This window comes from Streptomyces sp. PH10-H1, from assembly GCF_030063355.1.
GTDB lineage: Bacteria > Actinomycetota > Actinomycetes > Streptomycetales > Streptomycetaceae > Actinacidiphila.
The window spans coordinates 13,869-30,089 of sequence record NZ_JASISZ010000033.1 but is presented as its reverse complement, the minus strand read 5'-3'; the positions used below and the strand labels follow the sequence as shown (position 1 = coordinate 30,089).

Genomic DNA, 16,221 nt, shown 5'->3' with positions numbered 1-16,221 from the left:
CGCCCCTAGTATCTCCGTTCCTGGGCATGAGACGAACAAGAGGGGCACTGATGACTATGGATTTTGCCGCCACAGGACGGCTAGTGGTCCGCATCAGCCCTGCTGACGTGGGAAAACGCGTTTCTGTACGGCGGGTACTGGAGATCGCTGACGGGCAGCCTACGTTCAGCGACACCATCGGTGTTCTCGCATCGTGGGATGAGGGGGTGGTGTGTGTCACGCGGCGGGACGGCGAAACCGTCCGTATCGCGGAATCCTCCCTGGTCGCGGGCAAGGTGGTACCCCCCGCTCCGGTCCGCCGCGGCGCCCTCGCGAGCACCGGTGAGCTCCAGGAGGCGGCGTCGCGTGCCTGGCCCGCGATCGAGACCGAGCGGCTGGGCGAGTGGACGCTGCGGGGCGCCGGCGGCTTTACCCGGCGGGCCAATTCCGTCCTGGCGTACGGCGACCCGCGGGTACCGCTGGACGAGGCGCTGGACTTCGTCGTGCGCTGGTACGGCGAACGCGGTACGACCCCGTATCTGCAGGTCCCGGATGACGCGCCGCTCGCCGCCGAGCTGGAGCGGCGCGGCTGGCCGAGGGAGGCCGACACCCTGGTCCGCACCTCGCCCATCGCACCGCTCGCGGACCTGCCAGGCGCGGAGGGCGTCACCCTCACCCGCGAGCCCGGGGATTCCTGGCTCGCCTCCTACCACCGCACGGGTGAACTGGCGGAGCAGGCGCTGAAGGTCGTCACCGGCGGGCCCTCGGTGTGGTTCGCCGCCATGCCCGGGGCGATCGGGCGCGGCGTGGTGGACGGCCGGTGGGCGCTCTTCGGCGCCGTCGAGGTCGAGCCCGCGTACCGGCGGAAGGGGCTGGCCACCGCCGTGATGGCCGCACTCGCCCGGCGGGCCCTGGAGGAGGGCGCGTCGTTCGCGTATCTCCAGGTCGAGGCGGACAACGACGCCGCCAGGGAGCTGTACGACCGGATGGGCTTCACCACCCATCACGGGTACCACTACCGGCGTCCGTCCCCGTGACGGGCCAGTGGCGCGAGCGGTTCGCGGAGGCGGCCCGCGAGGAGCGCCCCGACCTCGCGGAGCTGTGTCTGCTGATCAGCGCGGAGGCCGACCCGGACTTCGGCCAGACCGGCCTGGACACGGCGCAGATCGAACTCGACCGGCTGGCCGGCCTGCTGCCCTACGGCCTCGGCACGCCGGACGACTGGGCCTGCGCCCTGTCCGCGCTCCTCGGCGCCGACTGCGGCTTCGCCGGGCTGCCCGCCGATTACGGGAAGCTGGAGTCCTCGCTGCTGCACGAGGTGCTGCGGCGGCGGCGCGGTCTGCCGATCCTGCTGTCGGTGGTCTGGATCGAGGTCGGCCGGCGGGCCGGCGCGCCCGTGTACGGGGTGGCCCTGCCCGGCCACTTCGTCGTCGGCCTGGGCGATCCCGCCGGGCACTTCGTCCTCGCCGACCCCTTCCGCGGCGGCCGGGTGCTGACCTCCGACGACGCCGGGCTGCTCGTCGCGGGCGCGACCGGCGCCCCGCTGTCCCCCGCCATGCTCGTCCCCGCCGACCCGCTCGACATCCTGCTGCGAGTGCTCAACAACATCCGCGCCTGGGCGGCGGCACGCCCCGAGCAGATCCACGTCCAGCTATGGGCCGTGGAGCTCTCGCTGCTGCTCCCCCGCCATCCGGCCCGGCTGCGCTACGAACGCGCCCAGCTCCTCGTACGGCGCGGTGACTTCGCGCGCGGCGCCGCCGAGATGGAGGCCTACGCGGAAATGCTGGAAGCGGTGGATCCACAGACCGCTGAATCCATTCAGCGGCAGGCCCGGTCGGCCCGCGCGCTGCTGAACTGAGCGGGCGACCTGAGCGGGCGACCTGAGCGGACGGCCGAACCGGGCGGGCAGCTGGACGGAGCGAGCGGGGCAGCTACAGCCAGCCCTTCTCGCGGGCGATGCGTACCGCTTCCGCGCGGTTGCGGGCGCCGGTCTTCTGGATCGCCGTCGAGAGATAGTTGCGGACCGTGCCCTCCGACAGCAGCAGGCTCCGCGCCACCTCCGCGTTCACCGAACCGTCCGCCACCGCCCGCAGCACATCCCGCTCCCGGCCGGTCAGCGGATCCGCCCCGTCCGCCAGCGCCGCCGCCGCGAGCGTCGGATCGATGACCCGCTCGCCGCGCAGCACCCGGCGTACCGCGTCCGCGAGCTGCGCCGCCGGCGCGTCCTTGACCAGGAACGCCTCGGCCCCCGACTCCATCGCCCGGCGCAGATACCCGGGGCGGCCGAACGTCGTCACGATCACGATTCTGATGACCGGCAGCTCCTTGCGCAGCTGCGCCGCCGCCTCGATCCCGGTCATGCCGGGCATCTCGATGTCCAACAGCGCGACATCGGGAGCGTGGGCGTGGGCCGCCGCCAGCACCTCGTCGCCCCGCGCGACCTGGGCGACCACCTCGATGTCGTCCTCCAGGCCCAGCAGCGTGGCCAGCGCCTCCCGCACCATCGACTGGTCGTCGGCCAGCAGCACCCGAATCATGCGTGCAGCGTAGCGACGTACGCGCCGGTGCCCGTACGACCTGGTGTGCGGAAGGGAGTGGATCAGGTCGTCATCCGACGGGCGGGCCCGTCGCCACGGGGGCGCGGCGCGGCACGCTCGCGCGGAGGGTGAATCCGGTGGGGGCCGCCGGGCCGGCGGTGAGGCTGCCGCCGGCGAGCAGCAGGCGCTCCTCCAGGCCGGTGAGACCGTTGCCCGGGCTGCGGGCGGGGCCGTGGCCGTTGTCCGTGACGGTGAGGCTGACGGTGCCGCCGCCGTCGTCTGCCTCCTCGGCCAGGGTGATCACACAGCGGGTCGCTCCGCTGTGGCGGATGACGTTGGTGATCGCTTCGCGAAGGGCCCAGGCCAGCGCGCCCTCGGTGTCGGGGGCGAGGGACGGAAGCGTCTGTTCCACCGTGACCGGGAGGTCCGCGGGGAAGTCCGCGGTGACGCCCGCGGCGGCCAGCGCCGTACGGGCGCCGGCCAGCTCGGTCGCCAGGGTGGGGCGGCGGTAGCCGCTCACCGCCTCGCGGACGTCGACGAGCGCCTGCCGGCTGACCCGCTCGATGTCGGAGACCTGCTGCGCGGCGTCCAGCGGACGGTCCGGGAGCATCCGCCCGGCCAGCTCGCTCTTGAGCGTGATCAAGGACAGCGAGTGGCCGAGCAGATCGTGGAGGTCGCGCGCGAGCCGCAGGCGTTCCTCTGTCGCGGCGAGCTGCGCCACGGTCTCCCGCGCCTCGCGCAGCTCCCGCATCGTCTGGACGAGTTGTCTGATGCCCACCATCGCGAACCCTCCGAGGAGGCAAGGGATCAGTAGTGCGGGGAAGAGCTCCCCGGCGTTGTCGACGACCGATCCGATCGCGGCGAGTACCGCCGTGACGGCCGGGATCAGCCAGCGCGACCGGCGCGGGGGCAGCACCGCCCCGCACGCGACCGATACGTAGACGAAGAGCACCAGCCAGGGCTTGCCGAAGGCGGCCGAGGTGGCCACCGCCAGCGCGGACAGCGCGCACAGCGCCCCGTAGACCCAGCGATCCTGCTCGTCGGTGTTGGTGCGCAGGAAGACCAGCGCCAGGTACCCGACGACGAACGCGGCCAGGCCGAGCGAGGCGATCACGGTCACGGGGACGCCGTGGCCGGCGTGGATGAGGTCGTCCAGCGGAGCGCCCAGGTAGAGCATCCAGATCGCGATCCACAGCAGCTTCACCAGCGCCTGCCGGCGGTTCTCCGGCGCGCGCCCCATGGAGGTGGAGTCCGCGGACTCCACCTCCTCCCGCCACGGCGGCCAGTTCTTGATTCCGGCGCTCACGCCGTCCACAGACTTCACGGGATCCACGGTGTCACGCCTTCTGGGTGTCCTTGCGGTACAGATACGCCGCACCGCCCGCGAAGACCAGCAGGTAGACGATGAGGATCGCGATGTCCTTCACATGCGGGGCGTCACCGAGCTCGACGGCCTGGCCGAGCGCCGCGTAGGGGCGGGCCGGCAGGTATTCGGCGATGTTCTGCATCCACTGCGGGAAGGAGGTGAAGGGCACCCACAGACCACCGAGCAGGGCCAGCGCGAAGTAGGCGATCATCGAGACCGGCCGGGCGACATCGGCGGTGGAGACGTAGCCGATGGCCACGCCGAGCGCGGCGAAGACGAAGCTGCCGGCCCAGCTGCACAGCAGGATCGCGGCCCACTGCCAGGCGTCGAGACGCACCTGCTTCACACTCGCGCCGACCAGCATGACGAGCACGATCGACGGAAGGCTGATGGTGGCCGCCGAGGCGATCTTCGCCGTGACGTAACCGCGGCCGGGCAGCGCGGTCAGCCGCAGCTGGCGTACCCAGCCCTTCTCCCGCTCACGGGCGATCCGCTCCGCGTTGCCCATGAGGACGGCCGTCATCGCGCCGAACGCGGACATCGCGACCATGAAGTACGCGACCCTCGACAGATCGGTGCCGGGCAGCTTCGAGGAGGGATCGGTGCCCGCCGTGAAGATCAGGAAGAGCAGCGGCGGATAGATCACCGAGAAGAACATGAACTTCTTGTTGCGCAGGACGCGCAGGATCTCCAGCTTGATCAGAGTCTTCATCGCTCTCCCGCCTCCTCGGCGGATGCTGCGTCGGTGATGGCGAGGAACGCCTGCTCCAGGCCGAGGCCCGCGACTTCGAGGTTGCGGGGGTAGAGCCCGAGGCCGTAGACCGCGTGCACCGTCGCGTCGGCGTCGTCGGAGCGGATCCGGACGGTGGCCCCGGACACCTCGACACCCACCAGGTTCGGCAGCGCCTTGAGCGCCGCCTCGTCGATCGTGCCCTGGAGGTCGAACGTGATCCGGCGGGCGCCAGCCCGCGCCTTGATCTCGGCGGCGGTGCCGTCGGCGATGAGCCGGCCGCGGTGCAGGACCAGGACGCGGTCGGCGATCGCGTCCGCCTCCTCCAGGTAGTGGGTGGCGAACAGCACCGTGCGGCCCTCGTCGACCTGGCGGCGCATCGTCGCCCAGAACGCCTGGCGGGCGGTGACGTCCATGCCGACGGTCGGCTCGTCGAGCACGATCAGGTCGTTGGCGCCCGCGGTGGCGAGCGCGAAGCGGACGCGCTGTTCCTGGCCGCCGGAGAGCTTGTTGACCATGCGGTTGCCGAGGTCGGCGATATCGGCGGTGGCCAGCACCTCGTCGACGGGGTGGGCGCGCGGATGCAGGGCGCAGGCCAGGGAGATGATCTCCCGTACCGTCACGTCCTCCATGAGCCCGCCGCTCTGCAGCATCGCGCCGACCCGGCCCTGCGCGATGGCCTGCGCCGGGCTGGTGCCGAAGACCTTGATGCTGCCGGAGTCGGGGTTGCGCAGCCCGAGGAGCAGATCGAGGGCCGACGACTTGCCGGCTCCATTGGGACCGAGCAGCGCCGCGGTCTCACCGGGGTGCAGGGTCAGGGTGAGGTCGGCGACGGCGTGGACAGGGCCGAAGCTCTTGTTCACACCGCTGAAGCCGACCACGGGCTCGCCCGTGGCGGGCCCGTCGGTCGCGGTCGGTACGGCTGTTGCGGTCATGGACTCAGCTTCGCCGAGACGCGCGTCCTCCCGGCAGTGCCGGACATCGTGTCTTCCCCATGACAGATGTCATGGGGAAGGGTTCACGGACCCGGTCCCTGGCCCATGGATCACGCGCCGGGGGGCCGGGGTCCCGGGTCCCGGTGCGGGGCCGCGCGTTACTGCGCCACGTGCGGGATCACGACCGTCTTCTTGGACGGGTCCGCCGTCTGCAGCGCCGGCAGCATCGCGTCGGCGACGTCCTTGGGGGTGACGGCGGTCTTCGTGCCGTTGTCCCGCTCCAGGAGCACACCGGTGAACACCTTGCCGTACAGATCCTTGAGGACGGCCAGGTCGAAGGAGGGCTGCAGCTTGCCCGAGTCGTCCGCGACCATCGTCAGGAACTTGGGAAGCGACTTGTTCGGGCCGAACGGGACCTTGTGCGCGCCATCGGTCTTCACGGTGATGATCCCGGCCATCGCGGTCTTTCCGAAGTCGGCGAGCGCCCGGTCGATCTCTGCCTGGGTGACCTTCGGCTGCACGGTCGTGGCGGTGAGCTCCACCGGCTGGTCCCGGCCCGTCTCGGCGCGCGTCCGGTACGCGGCGGCGACCTTCTTCATCGAGCCGTCGACGTCGAGCGCCAGCCGCGGCGAGCCCGGTACGCCGACGGCCTTGCCGTTGACGAACTTCACCATGCCCTCGGAACCGGACCCGTCGGCCGCCTGCTGCGACAGATTCTGCAGCGCGGACTTCAGCTTCTCGTCGTCCTCGATCAGCACCGGTTCGGCCTGTCGCGCTCCGCCGAGGAGCGAGCCGATCACCGAGACCGGGTTGTAGTCGGTGTGCGCGACGGCCCGGACGGTGGCCGGGTTGTCGACCGAGAGTCCGGCCACCGAGGGCTTGAGCTCCAGCGTCCGGGCACCGATCTTCACCTTGAGCGGAGCCGAGATACGGGTGCCGAGCTTCGCGTCGAGCGACTTGACGGCGTCGTCCCGCGACTTTCCGCCGATGTCGACGCCGAGGACGGTGGTGCGCTTGGGCACTTCCGAGTGGTCCATCAGCAGGCCGGCGCCGTAGGCGACACCCGCGAGGCCGACCAGGACGACGCCCGCCAATATCACCTTGGACCGGCCCTTGGGCGCGGGAGTGCTGTCCGCCTCGAAGCGGTACGAGTCCTCGCCGCCGGCCGGCGGCGTCCTGGACCCGGAGGAGGGCACGGTGGGGATGCCGCTGACCAGGGTGTCGCCCGACACTCGCCCGCCGGGAGCACCGGAGGCGGCGGGAGCACCGGGACCGCTGGAGGCACCGGGGCCGGCCGGACCGCCCGGGCCGCCGGGACCTGTCTGGGGCAGCCGGACCCCACCGGTCACCGGACCGGAGGTCGGTCCTGCCGGTTCCTGCGGGGCCATGCCCGCGGGCGGCTGGTAGGCGGGGAAGGGGGTGTTCCGGTCGGCCGTCCCCGACGCGCCGCCCGGTGCACCGAACGCGGGGTCGCCGAACCCGGGGTCGGAGTAGGCCGGGTCGCTGAACGTGGGGTCCTGCGGCGCCAGCGGGTTGGCACCGGGCCAGACGGCGCCTTCCGGATCCTCGTCGAAGGGACCGGGGCCGGGACCGGTGCCACCGAGCGGTACGCCCATCGGCGGGGCCAGATACGGGCCCGAGGGCGCCGGGCCCGCGGGGTCCTGGCGTGCGGGGTCCTGGCGTGCGCCGGGACGGGGGTCGCGACGCCCGCCGGGAATCTGCGGACCGGCGGGACCGCTCGGCTGCGTGCCGTCCGGCGCCGGTACCGGCGGACGGGCGGGACCGGACGCGAGGGGCGGCGCGGGCGCCGCCGCGCCGGGCTTGCGCGGTGCGAACCAGTCGCTGGTCCGCTCCGGCTCGGAGGCCGGTTCCGGTTCGGCCACCGGCTCCGCGGCCGGCTCGGGCGCCGGCACGGCGTTCCAACTGGACGCCGGACGGCCCGGTTCCGCATCGCCGCCGGGGCCCGCCGGGGTGCGGTCCTCGACGGGGGTGCGCATGACCAGCGGCGGGATCGGCCGGGATCCGGGGATGTTGATCCGGATCCTGGTGGTCATCGTGGTCTCGGTCCTGGGCTGCTCCGGAGCGGCCGGCACCGGCCCCTCGGGCGCGGCGTCGCCGTCCTGCGGCCCCTCCTGCGGGTGCAGCGACGGAAACGGGCGCGTTCCGTACGGCGGCGTGCCCGACGGGTACGCGGCTCCGCCGCGACCCCCCTGGTTTCCGGAGGACGAACTGTCAGTTTCACGACTCAAAGCAGGCTCTCCCGGTTAGCTTCGCCACCTCACGGCCATCCTCAGGCGGCTCGCCAGCGCGCACCACCATACTGGGCGGCGCCGAAGCGATCCCCCGACCGGTGGAACGCTCACCGCTCAGCACACCATGGACACCGGGTCAGCCGCCAAGTCGGGCGTCATTCGCCCCAGATGAGGGCAATTGGGGAAGAGTGGCACAGATCACTCCCACCATCGCTCCTCCCAGCAGATAGATGTACGGGCCGATACCGGCCGCGAAGAGGAAGTCGCCCTCGGACCGCGCGGAGCTGAGCAGCATCACCGTAATGAGCCACACGCCGGCCGGCACCACCGCTCCCAGCCGGGTGCCGGTGAGCTTCACACCGCCGTAGAACAGCCCCGCCACGCCCGCCAGCGCGAGCAGCAGGCCGCCGGGGAACCAGCCGTCCTGCACCAGCGCGCCCGCCCCGCCTACCAGCGCGGCGAGCACCGCGAGCACGAGGTACGACACGATCCGCGGCGCCGTGCTCATACCCGCACCCCGGCGAAGAGATCGTCCTCGCGCCCGCCGCCCGCGGTGCCCCGCGCCAGCGTGTAGTACTCGGCGGCGAAGAGCGGCTGTCCGAGGTCGTTGGAGAGCGCGAAGAACGGGCCGTCCACCGCGATCTGGGTGAAGTGGGCCCGCATCGCCGCCGCCTTGCGCTCCGCGAAGTCGGTGCCGTCGATGGCCGCCGTCACCTGTGCGTCGTCCACCACACCCGGTACGTCGTCGGCCGAGGCGATCCCTTCGAAGGGGATCTCTTTCCCCGCCGCCTTGAGCGCCGCGAAGCCCGCCTCGACCACGGAGCGCGGCACGCAGTTCCAGTAGATCTTCTCGATGCCGTGGCCCGCGGCCCCGGCCAGCTCCGCCGCGCGCATCGCGACCCGGTGCGCCTGGATGTGGTCGGGGTGCCCGTAGCCGCCGTTCGGGTCGTAGGCGACCAGGACCTGCGGCCGGACCTCGCGGATGACCTCCACGAGATGCCCGGCGGCCTCATCGAGATCGGCCTGCCAGAAGCAGTCCGGGTTCTCGTTCTGGACGACGCCCATCATCCCCGAGTCGCGGTAGCGGCCCGGCCCGCCCAGGAAGCGGTGGTCGGTGACGCCGAGCTCGGCCATCGCGTGTGCCAGTTCGCCGACGCGATGCCGGCCGAGGGTGTCGTCGCGGTCCGCGGCGAGGTGCGCGAGATCGGTCGGGATGACCTCGCCCTCTTCGCCGAGGGTGCAGGTCACGAGGGTGACATGGGCGCCTTCGGCCGCGTACTTGGCCATCGTCGCGCCATTGTTGATCGACTCGTCGTCCGGGTGCGCGTGGACGAGCAGCAGCCGCCTGGGAGGGAGATCGCTCATGAGGAGAGCGTACGGCTCGGAGCCCTCAGAACTTGAAGCCCCCGATCACGCCCGCGAGGCTGTTCGTGAGCTGCTGGATCGTCGGTGCCACCGAAGAACTCGCCAGATAGAAGCCGAGCAGGATGCAGGCCACCGCGTGACCGCCCTTGAGCCCAGACTTCCTCACCAGCAGGGCCACGACGATCAGCAGCAGCACCACCGCCGAAATCGAAAGTGCCACAACGGCTCACCTCCCAGGTACGCAGGGGCACGACACTTGCCAGTTGCTACTAACCCTTACCCGCACACGGCAACTGATCATAACTTTCCGTGCCCCCGCATATCTCGGTGCACAGAAGCACGCGGGGGCGCATAGCCGGTTTTCCGCCAGAGACGGTAGGGGCCTGCGGCGACATCTAGGGTCGGTGGCATGACTGAAGAGCTCTCGTTTCCGCGTCAGCACGCCCGTACGCAGCGCTTCACGCTCGGGGCGCCCAGGTCGTTCACGGTCTCACCGGACGGGGAACGCGTGGCGTTTCTGCGGTCCCGGTCCGGGACCGACCCGTCCAATCTGCTGTGGATCCTCGACCCGGCCTCGGGGCAGGAGCGGATCGCCGCGGACCCGGGAGCGCTGCTGTCGGGGGCCGGGGAGGAGCTCTCCGCGCAGGAGCGGGCGCGGCGCGAGCGCAGCCGTGAGGGCTCGGCCGGAGTGGTCGGTTATGCGGTGGACCAGGCCGTGGAGCTGGCGGCGTTCGCGCTTTCGGGCCGGCTGTTCGTGGCCGAGCTGCGGGCCGGCACAGCGCGTGAACTGCCCGCCGCCGGACCGGTGGTCGATCCGCGGCCGTCGCCGGACGGCCGCCGGGTGGCGTACGTCGCCGGGGGCGCGCTGCGAGTCGTCGACGCCGAGGGGGGCGGCGACCGGGCGCTGGCGGAACCGGACGGCGACGAGGTGACCTGGGGGCTGGCGGAGTTCATCGCGCAGGAGGAGATGGCCCGCAGCCGCGGCTTCTGGTGGTCGCCGGACAGTGAGCGGCTGCTGGTCGCCCGGGTCGACGAGGCCCCCGTACAGCGCTGGTGGATCGCCGACCCGGCGCATCCGGACCGGCGCCCGGCCGAGATCGCCTATCCGGCCGCCGGTACGCCCAACGCGGAGGTGACGCTGGCGCTGATCGGCCTCGACGGTTCCCGGGTGGACGTGGAGTGGGACCGCGAGCGTTACCCGTATCTCGCGCAGGTGCACTGGTCGGCCGCCGGCCCGCCCGTGCTGCTCGTCCAGGCCCGTGACCAGCGCAGCCAGCTCTTCCTGAGCCTCGACACCGGCTCGGGCCGCACCCAGCCGGTGCACGCCGAGGAAGATCAGGAATGGCTTGATCTTTTCGCCGGTGTGCCGGCCTGGACGCCGGACGGGAAGCTGGTGCGTATCGCCGATGAGGCGGGCGCCCGCGTCCTGGTCGTCGGTGACCGGCCGCTGACCGGACCGCAGTTGCACGTCAGGGCCGTACTGGACATCACCGCGGACGACGTACTGGTGTCGGCCTCGGCCGGTGCCACGGCCGACGCCGCCGAGACCGGGGAGATCCACGTCTACCGGGTGAGCGAGCGCGGGGTCAGCCGGGTGTCCGACGAGCCGGGCGTGCATTCGGCGGTCCGTTCCGGGGCGCTGACCGTGCTCGCCTCCGCCACACCGGACACCGCCGGCGCGCGGGTACGGGTGCTGCGGGACGACAAGCAGGTCGCCGTGATCACCTCGTACGCGCAGCAGCCGGTGCTGCGGGCGAACGTCCGGCTGACCGAGGCGGGCGAGCGCCGGATCCCGGCGGCGGTGCTGCTGCCCACCGGATACCGGGAAGGGGACGGGCCGCTGCCCGTCCTGATGGACCCGTACGGCGGTCCGCACGGCCAGCGGGTGGTGGCCGCGCACAACGCCCACCTGGCCTCGCAGTGGTTCGCCGACCAGGGCTTCGCGGTGATCGTCGCGGACGGCCGCGGCACCCCCGGCCGCTCCCCCGCCTGGGAGAAGGCCATCGTCGATGACTTCGCGGGAGTGACCCTCGACGACCAGGTCGAGGCACTGCACGCACTCGCCGGGTCGTACCCGCTGGACCTGTCACGGGTCGGGATCCGCGGCTGGTCCTACGGAGGCTATCTCGCCGCGCTCGCCGTACTGCGCCGCCCGGACGTCTTCCACGCGGGTGTCGTGGGCGCGCCCGTCACCGATCTGCGGCTGTACGACACCCACTACACCGAGCGCTATCTGGGCCGTCCGGACGAGCGGCCGGAGGTCTACGCGGCCAACTCCGTGGTCACCGACGAGGGTCTGTCGGGTGCGGTGGACCAGGTCCGGCCGATGATGATCATCCACGGCCTCGCTGACGACAACGTCCTGGTCGCGCACTCCCTGCGGCTGTCCTCGGCGCTGCTGGCGGCCGGCCGGCCGCACGAGGTGCTCCCGCTGTCCGGGGTGACCCACATGACCCCGCAGGAGGAGGTCGCGGAGAACCTGCTGCTCCTCCAGGTGGCCTTCCTCAAGCGGACGCTGGGCATCGCGTAACACCCACGACCCTCGAGGCCCCCGAGCTCCCGTCCCCGAACCCCCGTTCCCCGAAGCCCTGTTACCAGCCGGCCCCCGGCGGCGACTGCGGGCGGGGCGGGGTGTTCGGGGGGAACTCCGGCGGCAGATCCCCCGGTACATCCGGCGGGTTCCCGAACGGCGAATGCCCGTACGGGGCTTCGCCGTACGGGGAGGGCGCGGGCGGTGTTCCCCAGGCGCCGTACTGCCCGGAGGGCGCTGCCCACGGGGCGGCCACCGTCGGGCGGTGGACGCCGCGCAGGGCGAGCAGCAGGAGGATCAGCAGGCCCGCGACGATCTCCACGACGGCGGTGAGCTGCTGCAGCATGTCGCTCGTCGGCAGGTCGCCGAACGTGAAGAGGACCTTCTGCTTGGAGTAGATGTCCAGGATGAACACCGCGTAGGCGGCCAGTATCCAGCCCATCGCCATGCCCATCGGGCGCGCCACCGGTTTCCTGGCGAACGCCAGCACCGCGGTGGCCAGGCCCAGTGCGCCCACCGCCCAGTCCGCCCAGAAGCCCGACGGGCTGAGCAGCGTACCGGTGGGCTGCTGTCCGCTGAGCTGACGCCAGTACGAGAACGGTCCGACGCGGTCCGGGGTGAACCTGTGGATGTAGTACAGCTCCCAGGCGACGGTCACCAGCGTGAGGAACACCAGCAGCAGCCCGGCGAAGACCGCCGGTACGGTGCGCGGCGGGGCGGCCGGCTCGCCGCCGCCTTCGCCGGGTGAGAGTGCCGGTTCGCCGGGTGAGAGTGCCGGGCGGCGGCCCGCAGCCGCGATGACGATGAGCGCCACGGATGCCACGACCGAGCCGATCCCCGTATACAACGCCCGGTCCCGCAGCGGGAGTCCCCTGGTCGAGTCCTCGGTCATGACCCAGAGCAGCGGGAGCCGGTAGACGAAGGTGATCACCCCGACCGTCACGAAGGCACCGGAGGCGCTGGGCTTCGAGGCCGCCACCAGAGCGCCCAGGCAGATGACGAGCAGGATCAGATCCGTGACAGAGGTGCCGAGGGGCGCATGTTCCTGTCCCGAGAAAAGCCGTCCTATCCAGGTCAGCAGCATGTCTTTCGCGCCGACGTTTTTGACGTCCCGGGTGATCCATATGATCTCCACCGCGACGAGAACGGCACAAATGATCCCACCCGCGACCCGCGCTCCGCGTGCGAGCACATTGCCCTGATTCAAGGCCATCTCCCCCCAGGCACACCGTTCCCATAGATATACCCGTACATCTGGGAGGGGAACAGGCTTTCCCCAAAGGGCAGTCGGCCGAGACCCCATCAGGCACCTCGGCCGACCCACGCGACCCGCACAGCCGTACGGTGTTCAGAGTGCTACGTCCGTATATCGGTGTTGCGACAGTCAAGTTGCCGACGTGTAAACGCGGTTGGTCCACATTCCTCCCTAATTTCTGGAGGCAACCGACCCTTGTCAAGCACGCGTACGCGGCAATCTGCAAAATCTTCACTCAAGAAGCACCCTTCCGCGATTTCTTCCCCCGTCAGCCCCTTGACTGGACGATGAATCCATTGCCAAAGTCCGCTCAACCCGTGACGCACTTCCCCGTCGCGCAGACAGACTCTTGGTGCGGGGGCATTCGTAATGACGAGTCCAACCCGAGCTGCCGACGTGCAGCCCGACCCGGCTTCGGCCGACGCGACCGAAGCACTGGCTGGAACTCCCCGGGGCGCACCCGAATTCATCGGGCGCTCCCCAGGTCAACTGGCATGGATTCGCTTCAAACGTGATCGAAGCGGCATCGCCTGTGCCTTCGTCGTCATCGGTTTCATTCTCGTGGCGGCGGCCGCGCCCCTGATCGCCAAGCTGTACGGCAAGAACCCGTACGAGCTGTACGGGCAGGACCAGGGCCTGATGAACACCTACGGCCTTCCGCTCCAGCCGAACGGCGGTGTGAGCGGCAGCTACTGGTTCGGGATCGAACCGCAGCTGGGCCGCGACGTGTTCACCCTGCTGATCTACGGCATCCGGACGTCACTGATCATCGCGGCCTGCGTGACGGTCGCCTCGGTCGTGGTCGGTGTGCTCATCGGCCTCGTCCAGGGCTACCTCGGCGGCCGGTCGGACTACACGCTCGGCCGGGTCTCGGACTTCTTCCTGGCCTTCCCGAGCCAGCTGTTCTTCATCGTGTTCACTCCGGTAGTCGTCTCCCTGTTTGTCACGACCAATGACGTCGAACCCTCGTACGTGCGGTTCTTCGCGTTGATCATCGTCCAGTCGATCCTGGGCTGGATGAGCATCGGCCGGCTGGTACGAGCGCAGGTCCTCTCACTGCGTGAACGCGAGTTCGTAGAAGCGGCGCGGATCAGCGGTGCCTCCTCCTGGCGGATCATCCGCAAGGAACTGCTGCCGAATATCTGGAGCACCATTCTCGTCCAATCGACGCTGCTGCTCCCGGTCTACGTCACCACAGAGGCCGGCCTTTCCTTCCTCGGTGTCGGAATTCTCCCGCCCACGCCGGACTGGGGCCTGATGTTCCAGACCGCAGCGAACTACTACGAGAACGACGTCACGTTCATGTTCTTCCCCGGCATCGCGATGGTTCTCTTCGTGGTCGCCTTCAACCTGCTCGGGGATTCGGTCCGGGACGCGCTCGATCCCAAGACCATTCGTTGATCGTTCAGGCAGTCGGACCGGCCCGCACCTGCGGAAACCGGCACGTCGGCATCGGTGGAAGTTCCGTTCTGTGACAGGCAGGAATCCATGAGAAATCGCAAGGCTCGTTACGCCTCCGCGTTCCTGGCGGTGGGGGCTCTGACGCTGGCCGCCGCGTGCAGCAGCGGCAGCAGCAATGACACCGGCAACAAGGGGGGCGACGGTGGCGCAAAGGCCAGCGTCCAGAACTTCGGGCTCGGCACCGCGGCGGACTCCACCGGTCCCGCTCCCGAGATCGACGGCGCCAAGAAGGGCGGCACGGTCCACGACCTGGAACAGGCCGGGTTCGACTATCTCGACCAGGGCCAGCAGTACGTCAGCGACCAGATGTCGGTCTCGCTGCTGTACAACCGCACCCTGACCGGCTACAAGATCGATGCCAAGACCAAGAAGACCATCCTGGTCGGCGACCTGGCGACGGACACCGGTGTGCAGACGGACGGCGCCAAGACCTGGACGTACAAGCTCAAGAGCGGCCTCAAGTTCGAGGACGGGACCCCGATCTCGTCCAAGGACGTGAAGTACGGCATCGAGCGGCTCTTCGCCGGCTACCAGACCCAGGGCCCGCAGTACGTGCAGAAGTGGATGCTCGGCCCCGACTACCGCAAGGCGTACACCGGACCGTACGAGGGCAAGGAGCTACCCGCGACCGTCCTGGACACCCCGGACGACACGACGCTGATCTTCCACTTCAAGGAAGCGCACCCGGACGCCCCGTACGCCATGGCCATGCCGAACATCTCGCCGGTGCCGAAGGCGAAGGACGACAAGGACAAGTACAACAACCACCCGGTCGCCTCCGGTCCGTACAAGATCGAGAGCTACAAGCCGGGCAAGTCGCTGGTCTTCGTCCGCAACACCAACTGGGACCCGAAGTCGGACCCGATCCGCAACGCGTACCCGGACAGCTGGAACTTCGAGCTGGGCATCGCCCAGCCGGCTCTCACCGACCGCCTGATGGCCGGCTCCGGCACCGACGCGACCGGTATCGACCTGTCCGGCGCCGCCGCACCGGAGCGGATGCAGACCCTTGCGACGAGCGCCCAGTACAAGTCGCGGACGGTCAACGAGTACCAGCCGTACGTCGAGGTCCTGGACATCAACACCAAGCGGATCACCGACCCCAAGATCCGTCAGGCCATCGCGTACGCATTCCCGATGACCCAGGTGCAGAGCGCGTTCGGCGGCGCGGCCCAGGGCGAGCTCGGCACCACGCTGATCAGCCCGACCGTCGCCGGCTGGAAGGCGTTCGACCCGTTCGGCAAGCTCAGCGCGCCGGCCGGTGACATCGAGAAGGCCAAGGCGCTACTGAAGGATGCGGGACAGGAACACCCGAAGCTGTCCTACGCCTACTCCAACACCACCCGCTGGCAGAACATCTCCCTGATCGTCGCCAACTCGCTCGAGAAGGCCGGCTTCCAGGTCACCCGTAAGGCCATCGACCCGACCAGCTACTACACGGTCGTCGGCAAGGTCAACACCCCGTACGACCTGTACCGCACCGGCTGGGGTGCCGACTGGCCGAACGCCTCCACCGTCGTGCCGCCGACCTTGGACGGCCGCAATCTGGCCGACGGCACCAACAACTACTCGTTCCTCAACGACGAGCACGTCAACACCGAGATCGACCGGATCCAGAAGATCACCGATCTCACCAAGCAGGCCGACGAGTGGCGGACCCTGTCGGAGTACGTCCTGAAGACCGACACCTCCCAGGTGCCGTTCCTCTTCGACAAGTTCTTCGGCATCTACGGCGCGGGCCTCGGCGGCGTCACCTACAACCAGGTGGTCGGCGTCATCAACCCGAATAGCGTGTTCGTGAAGTAGTTCCA

At 70.2% G+C, this 16,221-nt stretch carries 14 protein-coding genes; 5 read left to right on the top strand and 9 right to left on the bottom strand.

The window, feature by feature from the left end; translation table 11 throughout:
• Positions 1 to 56: 56 nt before the first annotated feature.
• Both QMK24_RS20475 and QMK24_RS20470 read left to right on the top strand, forming a co-directional pair.
• On the top strand, positions 57 to 1,016 hold the full coding sequence (locus QMK24_RS20475) for a GNAT family N-acetyltransferase (protein ID WP_283467965.1): 960 nt from the start codon (positions 57 to 59) through the stop codon (positions 1,014 to 1,016).
• Complete coding sequence (locus QMK24_RS20470; protein WP_283467866.1) at positions 1,013 to 1,837, top strand: transglutaminase family protein; 825 nt, start codon at positions 1,013 to 1,015, stop codon at positions 1,835 to 1,837. The genes QMK24_RS20475 and QMK24_RS20470 overlap by 4 nt, the downstream gene beginning before the upstream one ends.
• A gap of 73 nt (positions 1,838 to 1,910) precedes the next feature.
• On the opposite strand, the gene QMK24_RS20465 is transcribed toward QMK24_RS20470, so the two are convergent.
• From QMK24_RS20465 to QMK24_RS20430, 8 genes are all read right to left on the bottom strand, one after another.
• Positions 1,911 to 2,516: a response regulator transcription factor gene (locus QMK24_RS20465; RefSeq protein WP_283467865.1), complete on the bottom strand. Its 606-nt coding sequence runs from the start codon at positions 2,514 to 2,516 to the stop codon at positions 1,911 to 1,913.
• Between the two features lie 70 nt (positions 2,517 to 2,586).
• The gene (locus tag QMK24_RS20460) at positions 2,587 to 3,756 is read right to left on the bottom strand and encodes a sensor histidine kinase (protein WP_283467963.1); all 1,170 of its coding nucleotides are present in this window, start codon (positions 3,754 to 3,756) and stop codon (positions 2,587 to 2,589) included.
• A 97-nt stretch (positions 3,757 to 3,853) separates the two neighbouring features.
• Entirely contained in the window at positions 3,854 to 4,594 is a 741-nt protein-coding gene (locus QMK24_RS20455; protein ID WP_283467863.1) for an ABC transporter permease, read from the bottom strand.
• Positions 4,591 to 5,547, bottom strand: coding sequence for an ABC transporter ATP-binding protein (locus QMK24_RS20450; RefSeq protein ID WP_283467862.1), 957 nt, complete (start codon positions 5,545 to 5,547; stop codon positions 4,591 to 4,593). The genes QMK24_RS20455 and QMK24_RS20450 overlap by 4 nt, the downstream gene beginning before the upstream one ends.
• Before the next feature lie 158 nt (positions 5,548 to 5,705).
• Entirely contained in the window at positions 5,706 to 7,601 is a 1,896-nt protein-coding gene (locus QMK24_RS20445) for a hypothetical protein (RefSeq protein ID WP_283467861.1), read from the bottom strand.
• Between the two features lie 334 nt (positions 7,602 to 7,935).
• Complete coding sequence (locus QMK24_RS20440) at positions 7,936 to 8,307, bottom strand: DUF6113 family protein (protein WP_283467859.1); 372 nt, start codon at positions 8,305 to 8,307, stop codon at positions 7,936 to 7,938.
• Complete coding sequence (mshB, locus tag QMK24_RS20435; protein ID WP_283467857.1) at positions 8,304 to 9,164, bottom strand: N-acetyl-1-D-myo-inositol-2-amino-2-deoxy-alpha-D-glucopyranoside deacetylase; 861 nt, start codon at positions 9,162 to 9,164, stop codon at positions 8,304 to 8,306. The genes QMK24_RS20440 and mshB overlap by 4 nt, the downstream gene beginning before the upstream one ends.
• A 25-nt stretch (positions 9,165 to 9,189) precedes the next feature.
• Complete coding sequence (locus QMK24_RS20430) at positions 9,190 to 9,384, bottom strand: hypothetical protein (RefSeq protein WP_283467855.1); 195 nt, start codon at positions 9,382 to 9,384, stop codon at positions 9,190 to 9,192.
• 189 nt (positions 9,385 to 9,573) lie between these two features.
• Between QMK24_RS20430 and QMK24_RS20425 the strand changes: the two genes are divergently transcribed.
• Positions 9,574 to 11,694 (top strand): S9 family peptidase, encoded by a 2,121-nt coding sequence (locus tag QMK24_RS20425; protein WP_283467853.1) that lies wholly within the window; start codon positions 9,574 to 9,576, stop codon positions 11,692 to 11,694.
• 61 nt (positions 11,695 to 11,755) lie between these two features.
• On the opposite strand, the gene QMK24_RS20420 is transcribed toward QMK24_RS20425, so the two are convergent.
• Positions 11,756 to 12,901 (bottom strand): hypothetical protein, encoded by a 1,146-nt coding sequence (locus QMK24_RS20420; protein WP_283467851.1) that lies wholly within the window; start codon positions 12,899 to 12,901, stop codon positions 11,756 to 11,758.
• A 417-nt stretch (positions 12,902 to 13,318) separates the two neighbouring features.
• On the opposite strand from QMK24_RS20420, the gene QMK24_RS20415 reads away from it, so the two are divergent.
• Both QMK24_RS20415 and QMK24_RS20410 read left to right on the top strand, forming a co-directional pair.
• Positions 13,319 to 14,350, top strand: a complete 1,032-nt coding sequence (locus tag QMK24_RS20415) for an ABC transporter permease (protein ID WP_283467850.1) — start codon at positions 13,319 to 13,321, stop codon at positions 14,348 to 14,350.
• Between the two features lie 87 nt (positions 14,351 to 14,437).
• Positions 14,438 to 16,216, top strand: a complete 1,779-nt coding sequence (locus tag QMK24_RS20410; protein ID WP_283467848.1) for an ABC transporter substrate-binding protein — start codon at positions 14,438 to 14,440, stop codon at positions 16,214 to 16,216.
• The last annotated feature ends 5 nt before the right edge of the window (positions 16,217 to 16,221 follow it).